General features: G+C 69.2%; 21 protein-coding genes. 7 read left to right on the top strand and 14 right to left on the bottom strand.

Annotated features, from left to right (window positions below; translation table 11 throughout):
* Positions 1-266 precede the first annotated feature (266 nt).
* Positions 267-746 carry a VOC family protein gene (locus ACAM51_RS15235; protein ID WP_218296622.1) on the top strand — a complete coding sequence of 160 codons (480 nt, stop codon included), beginning with the start codon at positions 267-269 and terminating at the stop codon, positions 744-746.
* A 38-nt stretch (positions 747-784) separates the two neighbouring features.
* Here the strand turns inward: ACAM51_RS15235 and ACAM51_RS15230 are convergent, their stop codons facing one another.
* The 11 genes from ACAM51_RS15230 to ACAM51_RS15180 form a co-directional block, all read right to left on the bottom strand.
* On the bottom strand, positions 785-1,519 hold the full coding sequence (locus ACAM51_RS15230) for a YafY family protein (RefSeq protein ID WP_218296621.1): 735 nt from the start codon (positions 1,517-1,519) through the stop codon (positions 785-787).
* Positions 1,520-1,671: 152 nt separating this feature from the next.
* Positions 1,672-2,151 (bottom strand): GyrI-like domain-containing protein, encoded by a 480-nt coding sequence (locus ACAM51_RS15225; RefSeq protein WP_369641108.1) that lies wholly within the window; start codon positions 2,149-2,151, stop codon positions 1,672-1,674.
* A 178-nt stretch (positions 2,152-2,329) separates the two neighbouring features.
* A complete protein-coding gene (locus ACAM51_RS15220; protein ID WP_218339154.1) occupies positions 2,330-2,620 on the bottom strand; it encodes a DUF2798 domain-containing protein in 291 nt (96 codons plus the stop codon).
* Between the two features lie 171 nt (positions 2,621-2,791).
* The gene (locus tag ACAM51_RS15215; RefSeq protein WP_369641107.1) at positions 2,792-3,457 is read right to left on the bottom strand and encodes an alpha/beta fold hydrolase; all 666 of its coding nucleotides are present in this window, start codon (positions 3,455-3,457) and stop codon (positions 2,792-2,794) included.
* A 16-nt stretch (positions 3,458-3,473) separates the two neighbouring features.
* A complete protein-coding gene (locus ACAM51_RS15210; RefSeq protein ID WP_369641106.1) occupies positions 3,474-4,385 on the bottom strand; it encodes a ProQ/FINO family protein in 912 nt (303 codons plus the stop codon).
* An 88-nt stretch (positions 4,386-4,473) separates the two neighbouring features.
* Complete coding sequence (glcF, locus tag ACAM51_RS15205; RefSeq protein WP_369641105.1) at positions 4,474-5,724, bottom strand: glycolate oxidase subunit GlcF; 1,251 nt, start codon at positions 5,722-5,724, stop codon at positions 4,474-4,476.
* Positions 5,725-5,768: 44 nt separating this feature from the next.
* The gene (locus tag ACAM51_RS15200; RefSeq protein ID WP_218296616.1) at positions 5,769-6,566 is read right to left on the bottom strand and encodes a YoaK family protein; all 798 of its coding nucleotides are present in this window, start codon (positions 6,564-6,566) and stop codon (positions 5,769-5,771) included.
* 24 nt (positions 6,567-6,590) lie between these two features.
* Positions 6,591-7,727: a glycolate oxidase subunit GlcE gene (glcE, locus tag ACAM51_RS15195; RefSeq protein ID WP_369641104.1), complete on the bottom strand. Its 1,137-nt coding sequence runs from the start codon at positions 7,725-7,727 to the stop codon at positions 6,591-6,593.
* 276 nt (positions 7,728-8,003) lie between these two features.
* A complete protein-coding gene (gene amt / locus ACAM51_RS15190) occupies positions 8,004-9,548 on the bottom strand; it encodes an ammonium transporter (RefSeq protein ID WP_369641103.1) in 1,545 nt (514 codons plus the stop codon).
* Positions 9,549-9,584: 36 nt separating this feature from the next.
* Positions 9,585-9,923: a P-II family nitrogen regulator gene (gene glnK, locus ACAM51_RS15185; protein WP_010466918.1), complete on the bottom strand. Its 339-nt coding sequence runs from the start codon at positions 9,921-9,923 to the stop codon at positions 9,585-9,587.
* Positions 9,924-9,970: 47 nt separating this feature from the next.
* The gene (locus tag ACAM51_RS15180; RefSeq protein ID WP_218296613.1) at positions 9,971-10,702 is read right to left on the bottom strand and encodes a TorF family putative porin; all 732 of its coding nucleotides are present in this window, start codon (positions 10,700-10,702) and stop codon (positions 9,971-9,973) included.
* A 218-nt stretch (positions 10,703-10,920) separates the two neighbouring features.
* On the opposite strand from ACAM51_RS15180, the gene ACAM51_RS15175 reads away from it, so the two are divergent.
* Together ACAM51_RS15175 and ACAM51_RS15170 are read left to right on the top strand one after the other, a co-directional pair.
* Positions 10,921-12,465: a YifB family Mg chelatase-like AAA ATPase gene (locus ACAM51_RS15175; protein WP_218296612.1), complete on the top strand. Its 1,545-nt coding sequence runs from the start codon at positions 10,921-10,923 to the stop codon at positions 12,463-12,465.
* A 155-nt stretch (positions 12,466-12,620) separates the two neighbouring features.
* Positions 12,621-13,121 (top strand): MarR family winged helix-turn-helix transcriptional regulator, encoded by a 501-nt coding sequence (locus tag ACAM51_RS15170; RefSeq protein ID WP_369641102.1) that lies wholly within the window; start codon positions 12,621-12,623, stop codon positions 13,119-13,121.
* 29 nt (positions 13,122-13,150) lie between these two features.
* Here the strand turns inward: ACAM51_RS15170 and ACAM51_RS15165 are convergent, their stop codons facing one another.
* From ACAM51_RS15165 to ACAM51_RS15155, 3 genes are all read right to left on the bottom strand, one after another.
* Positions 13,151-14,725: an acyl CoA:acetate/3-ketoacid CoA transferase gene (locus ACAM51_RS15165; protein ID WP_369641101.1), complete on the bottom strand. Its 1,575-nt coding sequence runs from the start codon at positions 14,723-14,725 to the stop codon at positions 13,151-13,153.
* Between the two features lie 82 nt (positions 14,726-14,807).
* Entirely contained in the window at positions 14,808-16,076 is a 1,269-nt protein-coding gene (locus ACAM51_RS15160) for an acetyl-CoA C-acyltransferase (RefSeq protein ID WP_369641100.1), read from the bottom strand.
* 2 nt (positions 16,077-16,078) lie between these two features.
* Positions 16,079-17,299: a thiolase family protein gene (locus ACAM51_RS15155; protein ID WP_369641099.1), complete on the bottom strand. Its 1,221-nt coding sequence runs from the start codon at positions 17,297-17,299 to the stop codon at positions 16,079-16,081.
* A gap of 157 nt (positions 17,300-17,456) precedes the next feature.
* Between ACAM51_RS15155 and ACAM51_RS15150 the strand changes: the two genes are divergently transcribed.
* From ACAM51_RS15150 to ACAM51_RS15135, 4 genes are all read left to right on the top strand, one after another.
* The gene (locus ACAM51_RS15150) at positions 17,457-18,242 is read left to right on the top strand and encodes a crotonase/enoyl-CoA hydratase family protein (protein WP_218296607.1); all 786 of its coding nucleotides are present in this window, start codon (positions 17,457-17,459) and stop codon (positions 18,240-18,242) included.
* A gap of 69 nt (positions 18,243-18,311) precedes the next feature.
* Positions 18,312-20,177, top strand: coding sequence for a feruloyl-CoA synthase (locus ACAM51_RS15145; RefSeq protein ID WP_369641098.1), 1,866 nt, complete (start codon positions 18,312-18,314; stop codon positions 20,175-20,177).
* Positions 20,178-20,219: 42 nt separating this feature from the next.
* Complete coding sequence (locus tag ACAM51_RS15140) at positions 20,220-21,005, top strand: SDR family NAD(P)-dependent oxidoreductase (RefSeq protein ID WP_369641097.1); 786 nt, start codon at positions 20,220-20,222, stop codon at positions 21,003-21,005.
* 212 nt (positions 21,006-21,217) lie between these two features.
* On the top strand, positions 21,218-22,207 hold the full coding sequence (locus ACAM51_RS15135; RefSeq protein WP_369641096.1) for a Bug family tripartite tricarboxylate transporter substrate binding protein: 990 nt from the start codon (positions 21,218-21,220) through the stop codon (positions 22,205-22,207).
* Positions 22,208-22,243: the final 36 nt, after the last annotated feature.

Here is a 22,243-nt window from a genome sequence, read left to right as displayed (position 1 = left end):
TATGGTGCCAGGACCGCCGCACCCCAGGCCCGCACCCCAGGCCCACGGCCCTGGCGCCCCATGCGAGGGCCGTCTTCCAGGCCGGGCATCTGTAGCTCAAAGTCCCATCAGCGCTTATCGAATCTGCGCAAATAGCTATTTTTTTAATAGCATCAAGAAGCCACCGCACCACCAATGCCCCGCCACCCAAGGCCCCTCGCGCGCATTGCAGCCTGCCGCCAGATGTGAGAGGCTACGGCGCTGTCCCGCCCCCAAGGAGCACCAAGATGGTCAGCAAGAACACGGTATGTCTGTGGTACGACGGCACCGCGCTGGATGCCGCGAAGTTCTATGCCGAGACGTTTCCGGACAGCGCCGTGGGCGCGGTCCACCGGGCGCCCGGGGACTTTCCCTCGGGCCGGCAGGGCGACGTCCTGACGGTCGAGTTCACGGTGATGGGCATCCCCTGCCTGGGCCTGAACGGAGGCCCCGCCTTCCGGCACAGCGAGGCTTTCTCGTTCCAGGTGGCGACCGACGACCAGGCCGAAACCGATCGTCTGTGGAATGCGATTGTCGGAAATGGCGGCCAGGAAAGCGCCTGCGGCTGGTGCAAGGACCGCTGGGGCCTGTCGTGGCAGATCACGCCCCGGGCCCTGACGGCCGCGGTCACCGGTCCCGACAAGGCGGCGGCCGCGCGCGCGTTCGAAGCCATGATGGGGATGAAAAAAATCGACATCGCCACGATCGAGGCGGCCCGGCGCGGCTGATGCCTGGCGGGCCGGCGCGGCCCAGGGCCTGAAGGCCTTCAGGCCGTCAGCCCGGGCGTCGGCGCGGGCGGCCATTCGGGCGGCCGCGAGGCCATCTCCGCCTCCACCTTGCGCAGCATGTCGGCCAGCGTCTTGCCGGGCTCCTGGCGAAACTGCTCCTCCAGCACCACGAGGTCCACGATGCGGTCGATGCGAAAGCCTCGGAAATCGTTGCGCAGCTCGCACCAGGCCGACAGCGTCCAGACCTTGCCCCAGTAGAAGCACCCCAGCGGCCGCAGGCGGCGCAGGCTGGGGCGGCCGTGCACGTCGGCGTAGTCGATCTGCACCACGTGGCGGCTGTGCACCGCCTCGCGCAGGGCCTGCAGGGTGGCCTGCGCCCGGGGGTCCAGCCCCACGGACGGCGCATACAGCGCCTGCGCCTCGGCCGCCGCGCGCGCGGCCGGCGGCAGCACCGACAGGATCTTGCCCAGGGCCCCTTCCACCTCGCGCGCGAGCCCCGCGTCCAGCCAGGCCTGCGCCAGCCGCGCGGCCGCCACCAGCGCGTTGGCCTCGCCCTGGCTGAACATCAGCGGCGGCAGCTCGAAGCCGGCGCCCAGCCGGTAGCCCACGCCGGCCTCGCCCTCAATGGGCACGCCCTGGTGCTGCAGGTCCGCCACGTCGCGGTAGATGGTGCGCGGAGACACCTCGAGCCGCTCGGCCAGGAACGCCGCCGTGGACAGGCGCCGCCCCCGGATGAGCTGGACGATCTGGAAAAGGCGGTCAGCGCGGCGCATGGATGAAAGGGGACATCTTGTGGGTATTCCTGGCTTGCACCGCTCATGCCATCAGCGCGGGAAGCTATTGAACATATAGCATCATGCACCAACGCCAAGGCGCTGCGCGTGGCGGCTGGGCGGGGTGCGCCGCCATCGGCAGGCCGGTGGCGCTACGGCTTCACGCCGACGTGGATGGCCACGCTGTCCGGGCCCTCGTAGGCCTCGAAATCGGTGCCGAAACGGCGCTGCACCTGCGGGTTCTCGGCGAAGTAGCGCCAGATGCGGACCCAGGTGTCGATCACCATCTGGGGCATGTCGCCGTGGCCGGTGAAGACGAGGTAGTCGCCCGCCTGGATGTCCACGCGGGCGGCTCCGGGCACCGCCTGGGCCAGTTCCGGGTCGGCCGTGGCCACGCCGGCGGTCACGTCGAAGGCGCCGTGTTCGTTGGATTCGTAGCCGCTGTAGACGCCGAAGATGCGGCCATCGCTGTCGCGGCCAGGCAACTTGCGCTCCCAGCTCTGGCTGAAGAAGCGTTCCCACAGGCCCCCGAGGCGCGCGATGGCGGGGTTCATCTCGTCGCTGTTGCGCGTGCGGACGGCAATGCCGGCCACGCTGAATGAGGGAATCTGGACGGTGGTGGGTGTGGTCATGGGCTGGTCCTCTCTTGTCTGTGAAGGGGATCGAGGGATCGATCGGTGGTGTGCAGCTGCGAGGACCGATGGTGCGGACCCGCTGCTGACAGCCTGATGTCAGTAGCGTGCGCAACGCGCTGGGGGCCGGGCGGCAGGCTGCTGACACACCGTGTCAGCAGCCTGCCCCGGGGGGGCCTCAGCCCTGCGGCTCCACGATGGCGGCCGTCACCCGGCGCACCACGGGCAGCACCAGCAGCAGCGTGGGGAAGGCGACGAGCCAGGACAGTGCCCAGGAGCTCATCCACAGGCGGGGAAGATCCAGCGAGAAGCCCACCACGCGCACGGTGCTGATCAGCGACACGATGAAGGTCATGAGCAGCGACAGCAGCAGGGGCATGACCCAGGCCGCGGACCGTGCGGGCAGCTTGCGCAGGCCCCAGGAGGTCCTGGGGGAAGGCGGTGGGGTGGGCGACGAAGAGTGGTTCATTGCAGTTCCAGAAAGCAGCCGGTCAGACAAGGTGCCGCCCCCGCCCGCCCACGCGGCGCGGGCCGCGCCGGGACAGGAAAGGGGCCACCACCCCGGCAAGGCCGGCGTTGGTTGGCACGCTGATTGACGTAAACGCTTACGGCAACCCATGAACCGGGCCGCAGCGGGATTCTAGGCGTTCTGCGAAGCGCCCTGTCCGGCATCCCCTGAGGCGCCGCCCCGCAGATGGCGGTGGATGTGCCCGGCCACGGCCCCGGCGTGCGTGCGGGCCAGGTCGTGGGCACCGCCTGGCAGCACGTGCATGCGCGCGCCCGGCAGCAGGCCGCACAGGCGCCGCCCCACGGCCACGGGGCTGATGGGGTCCTTGTCGCCCCACAGCAAAAGGGCGGGCGCGCGCACCGACGCCAGCCGGGCCGACAGGTCCCACCGCGCCTGGGCCATCCACGGCGGAAACGCGGGGTTGGCGCGCAGGAAATCGGGCCGCCAGTCGTGGGGATGCAGGTCGTCCATGGGCACGCCGCCCGACGTGGCCACGAGCACCAGGTGGGTCAGGTGGTCGGGCCGCTCGAGGGCGGCGAGCAGGGCCACCACGCCGCCCAGGGACTGCGCGACCAGCGCGCAGGGCCGGTCCATGTGCGGCGTGACCGCATCGACCAGATCCTGCATGCCACCGGCCGCGTCCGGCGCCAGCCCCGCGCCGGCTCCTGCATCGCGCCAGGGCCAGCCCAGCAGCACGCGCGCGGCGGGCAGCGGCATGGCCGACGAGACCGGTTGCCAGAACGCGGGGTCGCCCCCCACGCCGGGCAGGAAGATCAGCCTGGAAGGTGCCGCCGGCACGGGCGAGCCTCTCGCGTCAGGCGTCTTGCGGGGCCGGTGCGATGGCGGCCACGGCCGCGGCCGCCGCGGCCTGCACCCGCGCGGCGGCGAGGCGGCGAGCGCGCTCGAGCTGCTGGCCCACGGTGCGGGGCACCAGGCCGTACATGTCGGCAAAGGCCTCCAGTGTCTGGCCGCTGGCCTCGAACGCGCGCAGCAAAGCCTCGTCCTTGGCGTTGCGCGCCGACCATTCGGCAAAGGCCTCTTCGAGGATGGCGTTGGCGGCTTCGTCGCGGCCCTGCACCAGCTCGGTGTAGGCCTCGCGCGTGAGCCCCGAGGCCTCGAACGCGGCCATCATGCGGTTGCGCAGCTTGGGCAGCAGGTCCTCGGTGGCACGGGCCTTCTTGCGGCGGTAGACCTCCAGCAGCGCGTGGTGCACGTGCTCGGGGGCCATGTCCTCCACGGGCTGGCCCGAGAGGTCATGGCGCCGGTCGCCCGCCGCCACGCTTTGCAGGTAGCGCGTGGAGCGGGTGTGGATGCCCAGCGCCACCTTGAGCGCCTCGCGCTCGAACACCTCGGGGTGCGCGGCCAGCAGGTCCTGGAAGATGCCGCGCTTGAGCGGGCGGAACACCGCGCCGAACAGGTGCGGGTAGAGCCCCGCCAGTTGCTCCAGCGCGGGGTGCACACGCTGCGGCGCGCGCGCGCCCGCAGGTGCGGGGGCAGAGGCCTCGGCGCCGCCCTCTGGCGCCGGGCGCCCTTCGGGCTTGCGGCGGTTGCGGCCGCCACGGCGTGATCCGCCCGCGCGCTGCTGGGGTGCCCCGGCAGCGTCGGCGGCGGCGGACGCCCCGGGAGCGGCGGCAGCCGCCTCGGCCGGTGCGGCCGAAACAGGCGCCGCCAGCGGTGTGGCAGGGGCTGCGCTCGGTTGTTCTTGTGCGGGCACGGAGTCGGTCATGGCGGTGCGAATGGGTGAGGGAGAGGGCAACAAAACCCTCAATCATGCCAGCGTTGGAGAAAAGCCCGCCAGCGGCGGCATCCCCTTGTCAGGCCAGGGCTTCGTCCAGCACCTCGATCCAGTGGCGCACCGGCGTGCCGGTGCCGCTTTGCAAATGGGTGATGCAGCCGATGTTGGCCGACAGGATCACGTCCGGGGGCTGGTCGCCGAACGCCTCGCCGAGCACGCCGAGCTTGCGGTCGCGCAGCTGGTACGCCAGGTCCGGGTTGAGCACCGAATACGTGCCCGCCGAGCCGCAGCACAGGTGGGCCTCGTTGCGCGCCGCGCGCAGCCGGAACCCCAGGCGCGCAAGCTGCGTTTCCACCCCGCCGCGCAGCTTCTGGCCGTGCTGCAGCGTGCACGGCGGATGGTAGGCGTACAGCACGTCGGCGGCGGGCTGGGCGCGGCCCGCCAGCTTGTCGGCCAGCTCGGGCAGCAGGGCCGGCAGCAGCTCCGACAGGTCGCGCGTGAGCGCGCTGATGCGTTCGGCCCTGGCGGCGTACTGCGCGTCGTCCTTGAGGATGTGGCCGTATTCCTTGACGGTGACGCCGCAGCCCGAGGCGTTCATGACGATGGCTTCCACCCCGCCCTGCTCCACCAGCGGCCACCAGGCGTCGATGTTGGCGCGCATCTCGGCCTTGCCGCCGTCCTGGTCGTTGAGGTGGAACTTGACGGCACCGCAGCAGCCCGCCTTGGGCGCGACCACGGTCTGGATGCCCACGGCGTCGAGCACGCGGGCGGTGGCGGTGTTGATGTTGGGCATCATGGCCGGCTGCACGCAGCCCGCCAGCAAAAGCACCTTGCGCGCGTGTTCGCGCACGGGCCATGCGCCGGCATTTTGGGGCGCAGGCACCTTGGCCTTGAGGGATGCGGGCAGCAGGCCGCGCACCAGTTGCCCTGCCTTCATGGCGGGGGCGAACAGGGGCGAAGGCAGGCCCTCCTTCAGCGCCCAGCGCAAGGCCTTCTCGCCCACCGGGCGGGCGACTTTCTCATCGACGATCCTGCGGCCGATATCGACCAGATGACCATATTGCACGCCGCTCGGGCAGGTGCTTTCGCAGTTGCGGCAGGTCAGGCACCGGTCCAGGTGCATCTGGGTCTTGCGCGTGGGCTCGGCGCCCTCGAGCACCTGCTTGATGAGGTAGATGCGGCCGCGCGGGCCGTCGAGCTCGTCGCCCAGCAGCTGGTAGGTGGGGCAGGTGGCGGTGCAGAAGCCGCAGTGCACGCATTTGCGCAGGATGGCCTCGGCCTCCAGGCCATCGGCGCGGGCGCGGTATTCAGGGGCGAGTTGGGTTTGCATGGAGCATGCCTGGACAGGGGAAGGTAAAACAGGGCCGGAAACGCTCAGAGCGCGGGCGGCGGAGTGAGCGGCGGCTCCAGCGGCAGCGCCTTGCGCAAGGGGTGGCGCAGGCGCGCGCGGTCGGCCCACAAGGGGGGCAGCGACAGCCCCAGCAGCACCAGCGCCAGCGGCACCACGAACACGAAGCCCACGTGCTTGAAGCCCGCGGCCCCGGCAACGCCTCCCACGAGGAACATCGCCACGAGCCCCGCGAACAGCCGCAGCCGGGCCTGGTTGGCGCGCACCTGGGATTCCGGCGCGGTGCCGGTGCGGTTCCAGTAGAGCATCTTGCCCAGCTCGATGCCCAGGTCGGTCACCACGCCGGTCATGTGCGTGGTGCGGATCTGGGACGAGGACATCTTGGTCACCGTGGCGTTCTGCAGGCCCATGATGAACGACAGCAGCAGCACCGTGGTGGGCACGGCGAACGGCGTGCGCCAGTTGAGCGTGATGGCGCCCACCAGGCCGAACACCAGCATGAGCACCGCCACCACCAGCAGCGGCAGCGCATAGCTGCTGTGCAGCTTGCGCTGGCGCGCCCAGTTGACCATGACGGCCGTGGTGGCCGCGCCGCTGACGAAGGCCAGCAACGCCCCCACCGCGCCCAGCACCAGGGCCATGTTGCCCAGCACGAGGTTGTCGGCCAGCATCGAGACAAAGCCGGTCATGTGCGAGGTGTACAGGTGCACCACCAGGAACCCCCCGGCATTGACCGCGCCCGCATTGAAGGCCAGCAGCAGGCCCAGCACGCGGTTGCTCGCCACCGTGCGGTGGTGTCCGGTGAGATGGCGCAGGCGTCGCATGGGTGCCGCAGGCTGGCGCGTGGCTTACCAGGCGCGGGCCATGCGCCCGGGGTTGAAGATGCCCGCGGGGTCGAAGCTGTGCTTGAGGCGCGCGTGTATCTGCTCCAGCGCACTGGATTTCAAGCCAAACTGGCCGCCACCGCTTGATGCACCTGCGCTGGAAGCTATGAAAACAGAAGCACTTCCGCCCACCGCGCGTGCGGCCTCGCGCAGGGCATCGCCCGCCGCTTCCGGCGCCTGCACCCAGCGCAGGGCGCCGTGCCATTCAATGAGCGGCTGGGCCGCCGCAGGCAGTTGGAGCACGGGGGCCGTGGGCGGCAGGGACAGGCGCCACAGCGCGTGGCCGGGGCGCTGGGCGCGGTCGCTGAACCAGGGCAGGGTCTGTTCGCGGCAGGCGGCCCAATCGGCAGCCACGGCGGCGCTGTCGTCCATGCGCACGCCACCCATGGTCTTGCACGCGGCCTCGACGGCGGCCACGGCCCCGCGCAGGCGCACGTAGAGGGTGCCCGTGCCCGTGTCCTGCACCCAGCAGCTCGCGTTGAGCGGCAGGGGCTGGCCGCCCCAGGCGTGCAGCTTGCGCAAGGCATCGGCCTGGTTGCATTCGAAGCGCAGCGTGGCCTCGGCCGGGGCCACCGGCAGCACCTTGAGGCTGACCTCGGTGAGCAGGCCCAGCGTGCCCCAGGCGCCGGCCATGAGGCGCGACACGTCATAGCCCGCCACGTTCTTCATCACCTGCCCACCAAAGCTCAGCAGCTCGGCCCGGCCGTTGAGCAGCGTGACCCCCAGCACATAGTCGCGCACCGCGCCCACGCTGGCGCGGGCCGGCCCCGACAGGCCGGCCGCCACCATGCCGCCCACGGTGGCGGCATCCGGCGGGGTCTTGGCGAAGTGCGGGGGCTCGAAGGGCAGGCACTGGCCCTGTTCGGCCAGCGTGGCCTCCAGCTCGGCCAGCGGGGTGCCCGCGCGCACGGTGACGACCAGTTCGCTGGGCTCGTAGCTCACGATGCCGCGCAGCACGCGGGTGTCGAGCACCTCGCCATGCAGCGCCAGGCCATGGAAGTCCTTGGTGCCCCCGCCCCGGATGCGCAAGGGGGTCTGGTCGGCGGCGGCGGTGCGCACACGGTCGGCGATCTGGGCAAGGGCGAGGTCCATGCCTTGCATCGTAGCTCCAGCGATGTCCGGCGCCACGCGGAGAGCGCGTGAATTTTTTGAACAGCGAGCGTGCAAATGGCTCGGGACCGCCGGGAGGGATGTCTGCGGACGTGTGCTCTGGGCGTGCGTGCCAGAACAGAATGCAGACAAGCAAGTCCCCCGCCCGGTACGAAAAAAACCCGCCGTTGCCGGCGGGTTCAACAACCAAAGGAGCGACTCGCTTGTTCTTGTTGCGACGCCACGGTGCCACCAGACACCGCGGCGCGTCGGGCGCACCGGCCTGCTTCAGCGGTTGTACGCTGTTTCGCCGTGCGAGGTGATGTCCAGGCCTTCGCGTTCGTCTTCTTCCGAGACACGCAGGCCCACCGTCAGGTCGACGATCTTGTAGGCCACGAAGGAAACCACGCCCGACCACACGATGGTCAGCAGCACGGCCTTGGTCTGGGTCCACACCTGGGCGGCGATGGAGTAGTCGGCGGAGGTCACCATGGTGGCGGTCACCCAGTCGGCCACGTAGCCGGGGCCACCCAGGCCAGGCGCATTGAACACGCCGGTCAGCAGGGCACCCACGATGCCGCCGATGCCGTGCACGCCGAACACGTCGAGCGAGTCGTCCGCGCCCAGCAGCTTCTTGAGGCCGTTCACACCCCACAGGCAGGCGAAGCCGCCCACGAGGCCGATCACCAGCGCACCGCCGATGCCGACGTTGCCGGCAGCGGGCGTGATGGCCACGAGGCCGGCCACGGCACCCGACGCGGCACCCAGCATCGACGCCTTGCCGCGCATCAGCGCTTCACCGATGGACCATGCCAGCACGGCGGCGGCGGTGGCCACCAGCGTGTTGATGAAGGCCAGGGCGGCAAAGCCGTTGGCTTCCAGGGCGGAGCCGGCGTTGAAGCCGAACCAGCCCACCCACAGCAGCGAGGCACCGACCATGGTCAGCGTCAGGCTGTGGGGCGCCATGGCTTCCTTGCCGTAGCCGATGCGCTTGCCCACCATGAACGCGCCCACCAGGCCCGCCACGGCGGCGTTGATGTGCACCACGGTACCGCCGGCGAAGTCCAGCGCGCCCCACTGCCAGATCTGGCCGGCCTTGCCGGTCATGGCGTCGGCCACTTCCTTGGAGGCGTATGCGTCGGGGCCCATCCAGAACCACACCATGTGGGCGATCGGCAGGTAGCTGAAGGTGAACCACAGCACCATGAACATCATGACGGCGCTGAACTTGATGCGCTCTGCGAACGCACCGACGATCAGGGCGCAGGTGATGCCGGCGAACGTGGCCTGGAAGGCGGCGAACACCACTTCCGGAATCACGACACCCTTGCTGAAGGTGGCGGCGTTGGCGAACGTGCCGGCGGCGTTGTCCCAGATGCCCTTCATGAACAGCCGGTCGAAGCCGCCGATGAAGGCGCCGCCCTCGGTGAAGGCCAGGCTGTAGCCGTAGATGAACCACAGCACCACGATCAGCGAGAACGTGACCATCACCTGCATCAGCACGGACAGCATGTTCTTGCTGCGCACCAGGCCGCCGTAGAACAGCGCCAGGCCGGGCAGGACCATCAGGATCACGAGGATGGTGGAGGTCATCATCCAGGCGGTGTCGCCCTTGTTGGGGACCGGAGCGGGGGCTTCGGCGGCGGCCGGTGCAGCGGCTGCAGCGGCGGCCGCGGGAGCAGGGGCAGCCGCAGGGGCTTCAGCGGCGGGAGCGGCCGCCGCAGCGGGCGCGGCGGCGGCCGGCTCGGAGGCGGCGGGCGCCTGGGCCAGGGACAGGTTGCCCATGGTCAGCAGGCCCAGCCCCAGAATGAAGGAAGCAAGCAGTTTTTTCATGGCGTTTCTCTTCTTGGGTGTGATGCGGCCGGGCCCTTACAGGGCTTCCTTGCCGGTTTCGCCAGTGCGGATGCGCACCACCTGCTCCAGGTGGGTCACGAAGATCTTGCCGTCGCCGATCTTGCCGGTGCGCGCGGCGCTTTCGATGGACTCGATCACGCGGTCCACCAGGTCATCCGCCACGGCGGCCTCGATCTTGACCTTGGGCAGGAAGTCGACCACGTACTCCGCGCCGCGGTACAGCTCGGTGTGGCCCTTCTGGCGGCCGAAGCCCTTGACCTCGGTCACCGTGATGCCTTGCACGCCGATGTCCGAGAGTGCTTCACGCACCTCGTCGAGCTTGAAGGGCTTGATGATGGCTGTCACCATTTTCATTTTGGTTCCTCCGACGATGGGCGCACCCGGCGCCCATCGAGACTTGCTTACAGGGTTTTGGTGAGCGTGACGATCACGCGCGACTTGTTGACGTGGCCGAAGAAGGCCTTCTTGTTGGCGCCCACCACGGCGGCGCCCAGCGACAGGCCGCTGCCGAAGTCATACGCGCCGCCCACGCTGTAGTCCATGTAGTTGGGCACGCCCAGGTCCTTGATGTCGCTGGCGAAGCGGGTGAAGCCCACCGAGGCCTTCAGGGTGACGCTGGGAGCCACTTCCTGGGCGAACGCCAGGTTCAGGTAGCCGGTGTTGCGGCCCTTCAGGCCCGAGCCGGACTTGGCGCCGGCCCAGCCGAAGTAGTCCTTGGAGATGGTGTGCGAATACTTGGCGGTGAAGGGGCCCATGGTGGCCGCGCCATACAGCTCGGTGGTGTTGCCGTTGGCATTGCCGGGGTAGATGTAGGTCAGCGCGCCCAGGTCCAGGTCGGCGCCGCCGGCCTTGAACTTGTAGCCGCCGTACAGGTCGGCTTCGAGCGAGTTGTTGGCCAGCCAGTCCACGCTGGAATTCCAGTTGCCCACGTACCAGCCGGATTCGCCGAAGGCATAGTCAAAACCGCCTTGCAGCGCGGGCTTGAGGGCCTTGGCCTTGGAGGCGTCCTGGTCCTGGCCACGGAACTTGTAGTTGGTGGTCAGGCTGACGTTGCCGGTGAGCTGGGCGCTGGCCAGCAGGGGAAGGGATGCTGCAAGGGCAACGCCCAGGGTCTTGATGATGGCGCGGGTCATGTTTCCTCCGGTTGGACAAAGTAGGGACGAGCGCTTTAAGCACGGACCGTGCCACGCGGCGCAATACATCCGCGCGCGCCGTTGCTTCGCGTTACAACGATCCCCGGTACAGTGGGCATCAGCACCGTGCCACGGCCATACGCACGCTATTGGTGCATGGCGCCAAGGGCCCGCGCGGGAACGCCATAAAACGCACCCATCTGGGGAGGAATCGCTTCATGAGTCTTGCTTTGGTGCAAAGCCGCGCCCTTCTGGGGCTGCAGGCGCCGTCCGTCACTGTCGAAGTGCACCTGGCCAACGGCCTGCCCAGCTTCACCCTGGTGGGCCTTGCCGAAGTGGAAGTGAAGGAAGCGCGCGAGCGCGTGCGGTCGGCACTGCAGAACGCGGGGCTGGAGTTCCCCCACAACAAGCGGATCACCGTCAACCTCGCCCCCGCCGACCTGCCCAAGGATTCCGGCCGGTTCGACCTGCCGATCGCGCTGGGCATCCTGGCGGCCAGCGGGCAGCTGGACGGCGCCCGCCTGCCGGGGCACGAATTCGCGGGCGAGCTGTCGCTGTCGGGCGAACTGCGGCCGGTGCGCGGCGCGCTGGCCACGAGCCTCGCGCTGCAGACGCAGCAGATCAGCGCCGTGCTGGTGCTGCCGCCCGGCAGCGCCGAAGAGGCCGCCCTCGTGCCCGCCGCGCAGGTGGTGCGCGCCCGGCACCTGCTGGACGTGGTGCGCGCCTTCCTGCCACCGGGCAGCGCCGCGGCGGGCGATGCCTCCGTGGACAACGATGGCTGGACCCGCCTGCAAGCCACGCCGATGGCGGCCGCAGCCGCCTCCCTGGACATGGCCGACGTGAAAGGCCAGGCCACGGCCAAGCGCGCGCTGGAGATCGCGGCCGCCGGAGCCCACAGTGTCCTGATGGCCGGCCCGCCGGGCTCGGGCAAGTCCATGCTGGCCCTGCGCTTTGCCGGGCTGCTGCCGGCCATGACGGTGGACGAGGCGCTGGAGAGCGCAGCGATCGCCAGCCTGGCCGGGCGGTTCCGCCCCGAACTGTGGGGGCAACGGCCCACGGGCACGCCCCACCATACGGCCAGCGCGGTGGCCCTTGTCGGAGGTGGATCGCCGCCCCGGCCGGGCGAAATCTCGCTGGCCCACCACGGCGTCCTCTTCCTCGACGAGCTGCCGGAATTTCCCCGCGCCGCCCTCGAGGCGCTGCGCGAGCCGCTGGAGACGGGCCACATCACCATCTCGCGGGCCGCGCAGCGCGCGGACTTCCCCGCGCGCTTTCAGATGATCGCGGCGATGAACCCCTGCCCGTGCGGCTTTCTCGGGTCCACGCAACGCGCGTGCCGCTGCACGCCCGACCAGATCAACCGCTACCAGGGCAAGCTCAGCGGCCCGCTGCTGGACCGCATCGACCTGCATGTGGAGGTGCCCGCCCTCCCCGCCGAGCAACTGGTGCAGGCCCCCGCGGGCGAGCCCACCGCCGCCATCCGCGGGCGGGTGGAACATGCCCGCGCCCTGGCGCTGGCGCGGCAGGGCAAGGCCAACCAGGCGTTGCAGGGCCAGGAGATCGACACGCACCTGCGGCTGGACGATGCGGCCGCCAGATTCCTGAACACCGCCGCCGCGCGGCTGGGATGGTCGGCCCGCAGCACGCACCGTGCGCTGAAGGTGGCGCGCACCATCGCCGACCTGGCGGGCTCGCCCACCACCGAGGTCATCCATGTGGCCGAGGCCGTGCAATACCGCCGCGTGCTGCGCAGCCCCGCTTGAGGCGGGTGGAGCCGCGTTTTTCGATTTCGCGATATAGCTATATTTTTAGTAGCAAAAGATGTATATAAAATAAGCAGCAGCGGCGAAAGGGAGTCAGAAAGTGGTCTTGCCCGATGCGTCGCCAAACCCGACCTTGCTCCGGCACCCATCGCCCCATGTCCAGCGCCCGCCCCTTCAGAAACCCACCGCCCCCCGCCACCGCGCTCTCCACGCCGGAGGCCGTGGACACCAGCTTCCTGCGCACGCTGGTGGGCTACAACGCGCGCCGTGCGTCGCTGGCGGTCATCGAGGTGTTCATGGAGCGCATGGCGGTGTACCGCCTGAAGGTGGTGGAGTTTTCCGTGCTGTCGCTGGTGGCCCACAACCCGGGCATCACCTCGCGCCAGCTGTGCGCCACGCTCAATGTACTGCCGCCCAACCTGGTGGGACTGATCGCCGCGCTGGAGCGGCGCGGGCTGATCGAGCGCCGCCCGCACCCCAGCGACGGGCGCGCCATGGGCGTGCACCTCACGCCCGCGGGGGTGGAGCTGACCGTGCAGGCCGAGGAGACCGCCGCCCAGCTGGAAGTGGACGCCACGGCGGGCCTGACCGCCGCCGAGCGCAAGACGCTGATCCGGTTGCTGCAGAAGGTCTATTCGCCGGACCCCGCCTCCTGAGAGCCCGCGCAGGGTTGCTCCGTTCCGTATCAGGCAGCGGACCTGGCCTTGGCGGCCATTGCCTGCGCCAGCCCGCCCCACTGGGCACGGAACAGGCCCGGGTCCATCATCTTCACATCGCGCATCAGGGGCTTGAACCCCATGTGCGCCAGCACGTCGCGTTCCAGGTCGATGCCGGGCGCGATCTCGGTCAGCTCCAGGCCTTCGGTGGTCAGACGGAACACGGCGCGCTCGGTGACGAACAGCACGTTCTGCTCGCGCTGCGCGGCGTCCAGCCCGTTGAAGGTGATCTGCTCGACCTTCTCGATGAACTTGCGCGAGCGGCCTTCCTTGACGATGGTGAGCTGGCCGTCGGCCACCTGCACCTCCAGCCCGCCCGCGGTGAAGGTGCCGCAGAACACCAGGTGCTTGGTGGACCGCGTGATGTTCACGAAGCCGCCGCAGCCCACGGGCCGGCCGTTGAACTTGCTCACGTTCACGTTGCCGTGGTTGTCGGCCTGCGCCAGGCCCAGGAAGCTCGCGTCCAGCCCGCCGCCGTCATAGAAGTCGAACTGCAGCGACTGCTCGATGATGGCGTCGGCGTTGTAGGCCGTGCCGAAGTCGCCCAGCTGCGCCGGGATGCCGCCGGTGATGCCGCTTTCCACGCTCAGCGTGAACTGGTCGGACACGCCCTCTTCCGCCGCCACCGACGGCACGCCGGCCGGGATGCCGATACCCAGGTTGGTGATGGCGCCGGGCGTGAGCTCCAGCGCCGTGCGGCGCGCGATCACCTTGCGCTCGTCCAGCGGCATGGGCGCCAGCGAGTTGAGCGGCACGCGCACATCGCCGCACAGCGCGGGGTTGAACTGCGTGGTGATGGTCTGCATGTGGTTCTCGGGCTGGCTGACCACCACGTAGTCCACCGACACGCCCGGCACCTTGACCGACTTGGGGTGCAGGCTGCCGGCCTTGACGATGCGCTCCACCTGCGCGATCACGATGCCGCCGCTGGCCTTGGCCGCGTGGGCGATATTGATCTGCTCGAGCAGCACGCCTTCCTTGTCCAGCGTGATGTTGCCGTTCTCATCGGCCAAGGTGCCGCGGATGATGGCCACATCGACCTTGGGCGCGGGGTAGAACAGCCATTCCTCGCCGTTGAATTCGACGAGCTTGACCAGGTCTTCGGTGGACTTGCTGTTGAGCTTGCCGCCTTCGATGCGGGGGTCCACGAACGTGCCCAGGCCCACCTTGGTCAGCAGCCCGGGGCTGCGGCTGGCGATGTGGCGCGTGAGGTGCGACAGGCTGCCCTGCGGGAAGTTGTACGCCTCCACCTCGCCGTCGAAGACCATCTTCATCATCTCGGCGCCGGTCTGGCCGAAGTGGCCCGCCACGGTGCGCTTGATCATGCCCGGGTGGGCAAAGTGCACCATGCCCGCGTCCTTGCTGTTGCCGATGGCGCCGCAGGCCCAGGTGGTCACGTTCTTCGGGTGTCCGGTGTCGAGAAAATTCTTCTCCACGCCCTTGAGCACTTCCTCGGGCAGGCTGGAGACGGCCAGGCCGCCCAGAAAGATGGTGGCGTTGTCTGGGATCAGGGCCCCGGCCTGGGCTGCGGTGATGATTTTCATGGTGACCTTCAATTGAACACTATTACTTCGATAGCTGCTCGCGCTTATCCCATAAGCGCTTGAGCCCTATTTCTCTTAAATTTCAAGCATCCGGGTTCTCGATGAGCAAGGCAATGCCCTGCCCGCCGCCCACGCAGGCACTCGAGATGCCGTAGCGCAGCCCGCGCCGGCGCAGCTCGCGCGCCAGGGTCACCGTCAGGCGCACGCCGGTGGCGGCCAAGGGGTGGCCCAGCGCAATCGCGCCGCCGTTCACGTTGAGCTTGTCGCGGTCCAGGCCCAGTTCGCGCTCCACGGCGATGGTCTGCGCGCCCTGCGCTTCGTTGATTTCAAACAGGCCGATGTCGTCGAGCGTGAGCCCGGTGCGCGCCAGCAGCGCGCGGATGGCGGGTGCGGGGCCGATGCCCATGAATTCGGGCGCCACACCGACGGCAGCCGCGCCACGCAGGCGTGCCAGGGGTTTGAGGCCGCGCCGCTGCACATAGGCATCGCTGGCCACCACGGCTCCCACGGCCGCGTCCACCAGGGCCGAGCTGTTGCCCGCCGTCTGCACGCCGCCGGGGTACACCGTGCGCAGCCCCGCCAGGGCCTCGACGGGCGAGGGGCGCGGGTGCGTGTCGCGGTCGAGCTGCGCCACCTTGCGCGGCAGCGTGATGCCGCGCGTGGCGTAGCCTGCCAACTCGAACTTCTCGCTCGTCACCGGCACGATCTCGCCGGCCAGAAAGCCGTCGGCCTGGGCTTGCAGCGCCCGCTCGAACGAGCGCGCCGCGTACGCGTCCACGTCTTCGCGGGTGATGCCGTATTTTTTGGCCAGGTTCTCGGCGGTCTCGATCATCGTGACGGGGCCGGCGGTGTCAATCAGCGCCTCCATCAGGAAGTCCTTGAACTCCACCGGCGCACCGAGCTTGAAGCCCGTGCGGTGCGTGTACGCGGCGATCGGGTTGCGCGTCATGGATTCGGTGCCCACCACCAGCGCCACGTCGGCATAGCCCAGCGCGATCTGGTCCGCGGCCTGGCGGAACAGCTCGAAGCCCGTGCCGCAGATGCGCTGCACCAGGATGGCCGGCACGCTCTGCGGCACGCCCGCATACAAGCCGATGTGGCGCGGCAGCACGAAGGCGTCGAAGTCGGCCTGCGCCATCGAGCCGGTGATGACCGAGTTCACGTCGGCAGCGGGCACGCCGCTTTTGTCCAGCACGGCGCGGGCGACCTTGATGCCCATGTCGGTGGGCGACACATGGCCGAGCGGGCCGCAGTAGTCGACCATGGGCGTGCGCACGCCGTCGACCAGCCAGGCGTTCAGCGGGGCGGAAAAGGAATGTTCAGTGCTGGTTGTCGTCGCAGTGGTCGTCATGGTCAGGCCTTGGGGGTGGTGCTGGTTCTGCTGTCGGTCACGCGCAGCACGGTGGCGTAGCCGGTGTCGCCCGCGGCGCAGCCGGTGAACAGGCCCACGCCGCCGCCGCGCAGCACCAGCTCTTCGATGAGTTCGATGATGGCGCGCAGGCCGGTAGGCGCCTGCGGGTGGCCCCAGATGATGGAGCTGCCGTAGTTGTTCATGCGCTCCCACGCAAAGCCGGTGTCGCGCGCCAGCGCGATGTCGTTCACCGCAAACGGGTTGTGCGTCTTGATCGCGTGCACGTCGGCGATGGACAGGCCTGCGTGCTTCAAGGCGTTGAACGCCGCCGGCGACGGCGCCATGGGCATGAAGCCGGCCTCCACGCGCGCCATGCCGAAGCCCAGGATCTCGACCTCGATGCCGGGGTCGGTGGCCACGGCGCGGGCGCGGTCACGCGTGGTGACGATGGCGCCCGCATTGCCGTCGGCCGGGTGCGTCTGGCCGCCGAAGGTCACGGTGCCGCCTTCTTTGACCGGCTTGAGCCTGGCCAGGCCTTCGGCGGTGGTGGGGAAGATGCCTTCGTCGGCGCTGAGCGTGCCGGTCTGCTTGCGGAATTTCGAGTCGGTGACCGGCACATCGGCCATGTAGCGCTTCTGGAAGGCGCGGTCGTCGGCCAGCGCCGCCTGGTACTGCGTGTAGCGGTGCAGCTTGAGCGCGTGCTGCTCTTCGGTGGTGATGCCGTAGCGCGCCGCCACGTTTTCGCCCGTCTGCAGCATGGGGTTCTTGGCGTAGGGGTCGTGGCCCATGTTGTCGGGCACCCAGTGCTCGGTGATGCCATAGCCGCCGGTGCCGCTCGAATCGGGGTAGTACACCACCGGCCCGTTGGACTGGCGGTCAGCCATCACCAAGAGCGCGCTGGTGGCCGTGCCGCAGGCCACCTCTTGCGCGGCCATCTGCAGCGCGCGCACACTGGTGGCGCAGGCCTGCTGCACCGTGGGGCCCGCCACGCGGTCGATGCCCATGAGGCCGGTGACCCAGGGCAGGCCGTAGAAGCTGCCCTTCTGCGGGTTGGTGATGCCGAGGATCGCCAGGTCCACCGCCGCCAGGTCGTACCCGCGCGCGGCCAGCGCCTGCTTGCCCACCGTGGCCGCCAGCGGCAGCGCGTTGAGGTTGGCCAGCGAGCCCTGCCACTTGGCGAACGGGGACGACCAGTAAATGCCGTAGGGGATGAAGGCGTTCATGACGGTTCCTTGCTGTGAATCGGTGCCATTTTAGTTATTTATCATAATCATATGAGCACCCAGAAAAGCTAGGGAAAGCACCTAGCAAAGACCGCCTCCACGGCCTTGTTTTAGTTATTTTTGATAACCATAATTTCTACAACTCACCTCGATGACCATGACCAAGCACTCCGACATCTCCCTCGAAATCCGCGGCGAACGCGAGGACATCGCGGTCATCCGCCTCGCCCGCCCCGCCAAGCGCAATGCCCTGAACGACGGCCTGATCCTGGCGCTGCGGGACGTGATGGACAACCTGCCCGCCACCGTGGGCGCGGCCGTGATCGATGGCGAAGGCGAGCACTTCTGCTCGGGCCTGGACCTGTCCGAACTCAAGGAGCGCGATGCGGGCCAGGGCCTGCACCACTCGCGCATGTGGCATGCGGCGCTGGACCGCGTGCAGTTCGGCCCCGTGCCCGTGGTGGCCGCGCTGCACGGCGCGGTGGTGGGCGGGGGCCTGGAGCTGGCCAGCGCCTGCCACATCCGCGTGGCCGACGAGTCCACCTTCTACGCGCTGCCCGAGGGCTCGCGCGGCATCTTCGTGGGCGGCGGCGGCGCGGTGCGCATTCCGCGCCTGATCGGCACGGCGCGCATGACCGACATGATGATGACCGGCCGCGTCTACAACGCGGTGGACGGCGAGCGCGTGGGCTTTGCGCAGTACCTCGTGCCCACCGGCACGGCGTTCGACAAGGCCTTCGAGCTGGCCCAGCGCATCGGGCAGAACGCGCCGCTGACCAACTACGCGCTGATGCACGCGCTGCCGCGCATCGCCGAGCAGCCGTCGGACCAGGGCCTGATGACCGAAGCCATGATGGCCGCCATCGCGCAGAGCGCCCCCGAGGCCAAGGCGCGTGTGCGCGCCTTCCTCGACGGCAAGGCCGCCAAGGTCCAGAAGGGCTGACCGCAGCGCCCCGGACAGGACAGATAGCACAGACAGCACGCGCCCGCGCAAGCCCACCGACACGCACCCATGACGAGCAACCCATCCCCCCGCTACCGTCCGCTGCGCTTTGGCGTGACCGAGGTCAGCACGCGCCAGGCAGACAACGGCGTGGTCTACGTGCGGGCCACGCAAGACCTGCAGGCCTACCCGCTGCGCCTGACCGACCGGCTCGCGCACTGGGCCCAGACCGTGCCCGACCGCACCTGGATGGCCCAGCGCGTGAAGAACGCCGACGGCAGCCTGGGCGAGTGGCGCCACGTCACCTACGGCCAGGCCTGGCAGGCCGCGCGCAGCATTGCCCAGGCCTTGCTCGACATGCACCTGGGCGCCGAGCGCCCCGTGGCCATCCTGAGCGAAAACGACCTGGACCACGCGCTGCTGTCGCTGGGCTGCCTGGTGGCCGGCGTGCCGCAGTGCACCGTCTCCACCGCGTACTCCACCATCAGCCAGGACTTCGACAAGCTGCGCCATGTGCTGGACACGCTGACCCCCGGCCTGGTGTTCGCCAGCGACGCCACGCGCTTTGCGCGCGCCATCGAGGCCACCGTGGCCGCCGACGTCAAGGTGGTGCTGGGCACTGGCAGCATCCCGGGCCGCAGCACCGTGGCCTTCAGCGACCTGCTGGCCACCCCCGCCACGCCGGCCGTGGATGCAGCGCACGGCGCCATCACGGCCGACAGCATCGCCAAGTTCATGTTCACCTCGGGCTCCACCAAGCTGCCCAAGGCCGTGATCGTGACGCACGGCATGTGGGCCGCCAACCTGCAGCAGATGAACCAATCGATGCCGGTGCTGGCCGAAGAGCCCCTGGTGCTGGTGGACTGGCTGCCGTGGAACCACACCTTCGGCGGCAACCACAACTTCGGCATCGTCATCTACAACGGCGGCACGCTGTACCTGGACGAAGGCAAGCCCACGCCCAAGGGCATGGCCGAGACCATCCGCAACCTGCGCGAGATCGCGCCCACGGTGTACTTCAACGTGCCCACGGGTTTCGAGGTGATCGCACAGACCATGAAGACAGACGCGCAGCTGCGCAAGAACCTGCTCAGCCGCGTGAAGATGTTTTTCTTTGCCGCAGCCGCGCTCTCGCAGCCCATCTGGGACTCTCTGTTCGAGAGCGCCGAGCGCGAGGTCGGCGAGCGCATCGTGATGAACACGGGCCTGGGCATGACCGAGGGCTGCCCGTTCTGCATGGCCGTGAACAGCCCCGACGTGCAGGCCGGCGACATCGGCGTGCCCACGCCGGGGCTCGAACTCAAGCTCGTGCCCGTGGACGGCAAGGTCGAGGTGCGCTACCGCGGCCCCAACATCACGCCCGGCTACTGGCGCAATGCCGAGGCCACGCGCGATGCCTTCGACGAAGAAGGCTTCTACTGCTCGGGCGATGCCGTGAAGTGGATCGACGAGAACGACCCGAACAAGGGCCTGAAGTTCGACGGCCGCATTGCCGAGGACTTCAAGCTCAGTACCGGCACCTTCGTGAGCGTGGGCCCCATGCGCGCGAAGATCATCGCGGCCTGCGCGCCCTACGTGCAGGACGCGGTCATCACCGGCATCAACCTGAAAGAGATCGGCGCGCTGCTCGTGCCCACCCCCACCATCCGCACGCTCAGCGACCTGCCCGAGAGCGCCAGCCTGCACGAGGTGCTGGCCAGCGCCCCGGTGCAGCAGCACTTTCAGCAGGTGCTGGACAGGCTTTCGGCCGAGTCCACCGGCAGCGCCACCCGCGTGGCCCGCGCGCACCTGATGGCCGAGCCGCCCTCGCTGGACAAGGGCGAGATCACCGACAAGGGCTCCATCAACCAGCGCGCCGTGCTGCAACACCGCGCGCACGTGGTGGACGCACTGCACGGCGGCACGCTGCCCGGCACGCTGGTGCCGCGCCGCTGAACGCCAAAGACACACCCACCATTTTTCTCAAGGACACACAGCATGGACATCCAAGGACAAGCCGCCATCGTGACCGGCGGCGCATCGGGCCTCGGTGAAGCCACCGCCCGCGAACTCGCCCGCCTGGGCGCCAAGGTCGCCGTGCTCGACCGCAACGCCGAGCTGGCAGAGAAGGTTGCGGCCGACATTGGCAAGGAATTTGGCAACGGCTGCGCCGTGGCGTGCGCCTGCGACATCACCGACCCCGCCAGCGTCACCGCCGCGCTGGAGAAGGCCGCTGCGGCCCACGGCCCGGCGCGCATCCTGATGAACGTGGCTGGCATCGGCAGCGCCAAGCGCATCGTGCAGCGCGACGGAAGCGCCGCGCCGCTGGAGGACTTCACGCGCGTGGTCACCATCAACCTGATCGGCAGCTACAACGTGAGCCGCCTGTTCGCCGCCGCTTGCGCCAAACTCGACGCCCTGCCCAATGGCGAGCGCGGCGTGATGATGTTCACCGCCTCGGCCGCCGCGTTCGACGGCCAGGTGGGCCAGCAGGCTTACAGCGCCTCCAAGGGCGGCCTGGTGGGCATGACGCTGCCCATGGCGCGCGACCTGGCGCAGCACGGCATCCGGGTGTGCACCGTGGCGCCCGGCCTGTTCGCCACGCCGCTGATGAAGGAGTTGCCCGAGGCCGTGCAGCAATCGCTGGCCGCGAGCATCCCCTTCCCCCCACGCCTGGGCAAGCCCGAGGAATTTGCCGAGCTGGCGTGCCACATCGTGACCAACGGGCACCTGAACGGCGAGGTGATCCGCCTCGATGGTGCCCTGCGCATGGCGCCACGGTAATGCACCCCCTGAGTCGCTTCGCGCCTTCCCCCTCTCCTGCGGGAGGGGGACGCCACCGGTGGCCTGGCAAAGCCAGTTCCACGGTGGCGCTGGCTTGGGCAGCGCCAGTTTCTTGCGCCCCGGGAGGCACCGCACAGCTGATAACGAGAGGGTGTGCGAACACCCCAGTTGATTTTTGAGATGTCCGTCAGATACACACCAGGAGACAAACCATGACCACCACACGCCGTCAATTCGTTCAGGCCCTTGGCGCCAGCGCCGCATTGGGCGCCCTGCACCCCTTCGCCGCCCATGCGCAGGTGGATCAGGTCAAGGTGTATTTCGGCTTTCCGGCCGGCAGCTCGGGCGACACCGTGGCGCGGCGCGTGGCCGAAAAATGGGGTGGCTCGGCGTTCAGCAAGAACGCCGGCGTGGTGGAAAACAAGCCCGGCGCGGGCGGGCGCATTGCGCTGGAGACCCTGAAGGCAGCCCCCGCTGACGGCTCGGTACTGGCGGTGGCGCAGGTGTCGGCCCTGGCCAACTACCCGCACATCTACAGCAAGATGAACTACACCGACAAGGACTTCGCGCCCGTGTCGATCGCGGCCATCATGCACCACGGCCTGGCCGTGGGCCCCATGGTGCCCGCCAGCGTCAAGACAGTGAAGGACTTCCTGGCCTGGGCCAAGGCCAACCCCAAGGACGCGAGCTACGGCTCGCCCGGCGCGGGCTCCACGCCCCACTTCCTGGGCGCGCTGCTGGGCATCAACAGCGGCGTGGACCTGCGCCACGTGCCCTACCGTGGCTCCATCCCCGGCGTGACGGACGTGGTGGGCGGCCAGGTGGCGGCCATGGTCACGCCGCACGGCGACTTCATCGCCAACTACAAGGCGGGCAAGCTGCGCATCCTGGCCACCTCGGGCCCCAAGCGCTCGCAGTACGTTCCTGATGTGCCCACGTTTGCCGAGCAGGGCTTCCCCGAGCTGACGACCGAGGAATGGTTTGGCTTCTACGCCCCCGCCGCCACGCCCAAGCCGGTGATCGCCGCCGCCAACGCCGCCATCAACGCGGCGCTGAAGGAAAAGTCGGTCATCGACAGCCTGGCCATCGTGGGCCTGATGCCCCACGGCTCCACGCCCGAGGAGCAGGCGCGCTGGCAGAAGGCCGAGTACGACACCTGGGGCCCGCTGATCAAGAAGATCGGCTTCACCGCGGATTCCTGAGCTCCCCCTGAGCGGCTTCGCCGCTTCCCCCTGAGG

The organism is Acidovorax sp. A79, assembly GCF_041154505.1.
Classification (GTDB): domain Bacteria; phylum Pseudomonadota; class Gammaproteobacteria; order Burkholderiales; family Burkholderiaceae_C; genus Acidovorax.
Note: the sequence above shows the minus strand (reverse complement) of the source record. Positions and strands in the feature narration are given on the sequence as shown.

Coding starts and splice junctions, on each gene's coding strand:
- ACAM51_RS15145 (WP_369641098.1), top strand. CDS start 18,312: ATGACGAGCAACCCATCCCCCCGCTACCGTCCGCTGCGCTTTGGCGTG.
- ACAM51_RS15180 (WP_218296613.1), bottom strand. CDS start 10,702: ATGACCCGCGCCATCATCAAGACCCTGGGCGTTGCCCTTGCAGCATCC.
- ACAM51_RS15135 (WP_369641096.1), top strand. CDS start 21,218: ATGACCACCACACGCCGTCAATTCGTTCAGGCCCTTGGCGCCAGCGCC.
- ACAM51_RS15200 (WP_218296616.1), bottom strand. CDS start 6,566: ATGCGACGCCTGCGCCATCTCACCGGACACCACCGCACGGTGGCGAGC.
- ACAM51_RS15175 (WP_218296612.1), top strand. CDS start 10,921: ATGAGTCTTGCTTTGGTGCAAAGCCGCGCCCTTCTGGGGCTGCAGGCG.
- ACAM51_RS15225 (WP_369641108.1), bottom strand. CDS start 2,151: ATGACCACACCCACCACCGTCCAGATTCCCTCATTCAGCGTGGCCGGC.
- ACAM51_RS15210 (WP_369641106.1), bottom strand. CDS start 4,385: ATGACCGACTCCGTGCCCGCACAAGAACAACCGAGCGCAGCCCCTGCC.
- glnK (WP_010466918.1), bottom strand. CDS start 9,923: ATGAAAATGGTGACAGCCATCATCAAGCCCTTCAAGCTCGACGAGGTG.
- ACAM51_RS15165 (WP_369641101.1), bottom strand. CDS start 14,725: ATGAAAATCATCACCGCAGCCCAGGCCGGGGCCCTGATCCCAGACAAC.
- glcF (WP_369641105.1), bottom strand. CDS start 5,724: ATGCAAACCCAACTCGCCCCTGAATACCGCGCCCGCGCCGATGGCCTG.
- ACAM51_RS15170 (WP_369641102.1), top strand. CDS start 12,621: ATGTCCAGCGCCCGCCCCTTCAGAAACCCACCGCCCCCCGCCACCGCG.
- ACAM51_RS15160 (WP_369641100.1), bottom strand. CDS start 16,076: ATGACGACCACTGCGACGACAACCAGCACTGAACATTCCTTTTCCGCC.
- ACAM51_RS15150 (WP_218296607.1), top strand. CDS start 17,457: ATGACCAAGCACTCCGACATCTCCCTCGAAATCCGCGGCGAACGCGAG.
- glcE (WP_369641104.1), bottom strand. CDS start 7,727: ATGCAAGGCATGGACCTCGCCCTTGCCCAGATCGCCGACCGTGTGCGC.
- ACAM51_RS15230 (WP_218296621.1), bottom strand. CDS start 1,519: ATGCGCCGCGCTGACCGCCTTTTCCAGATCGTCCAGCTCATCCGGGGG.
- amt (WP_369641103.1), bottom strand. CDS start 9,548: ATGAAAAAACTGCTTGCTTCCTTCATTCTGGGGCTGGGCCTGCTGACC.
- ACAM51_RS15140 (WP_369641097.1), top strand. CDS start 20,220: ATGGACATCCAAGGACAAGCCGCCATCGTGACCGGCGGCGCATCGGGC.
- ACAM51_RS15220 (WP_218339154.1), bottom strand. CDS start 2,620: ATGAACCACTCTTCGTCGCCCACCCCACCGCCTTCCCCCAGGACCTCC.
- ACAM51_RS15235 (WP_218296622.1), top strand. CDS start 267: ATGGTCAGCAAGAACACGGTATGTCTGTGGTACGACGGCACCGCGCTG.
- ACAM51_RS15155 (WP_369641099.1), bottom strand. CDS start 17,299: ATGAACGCCTTCATCCCCTACGGCATTTACTGGTCGTCCCCGTTCGCC.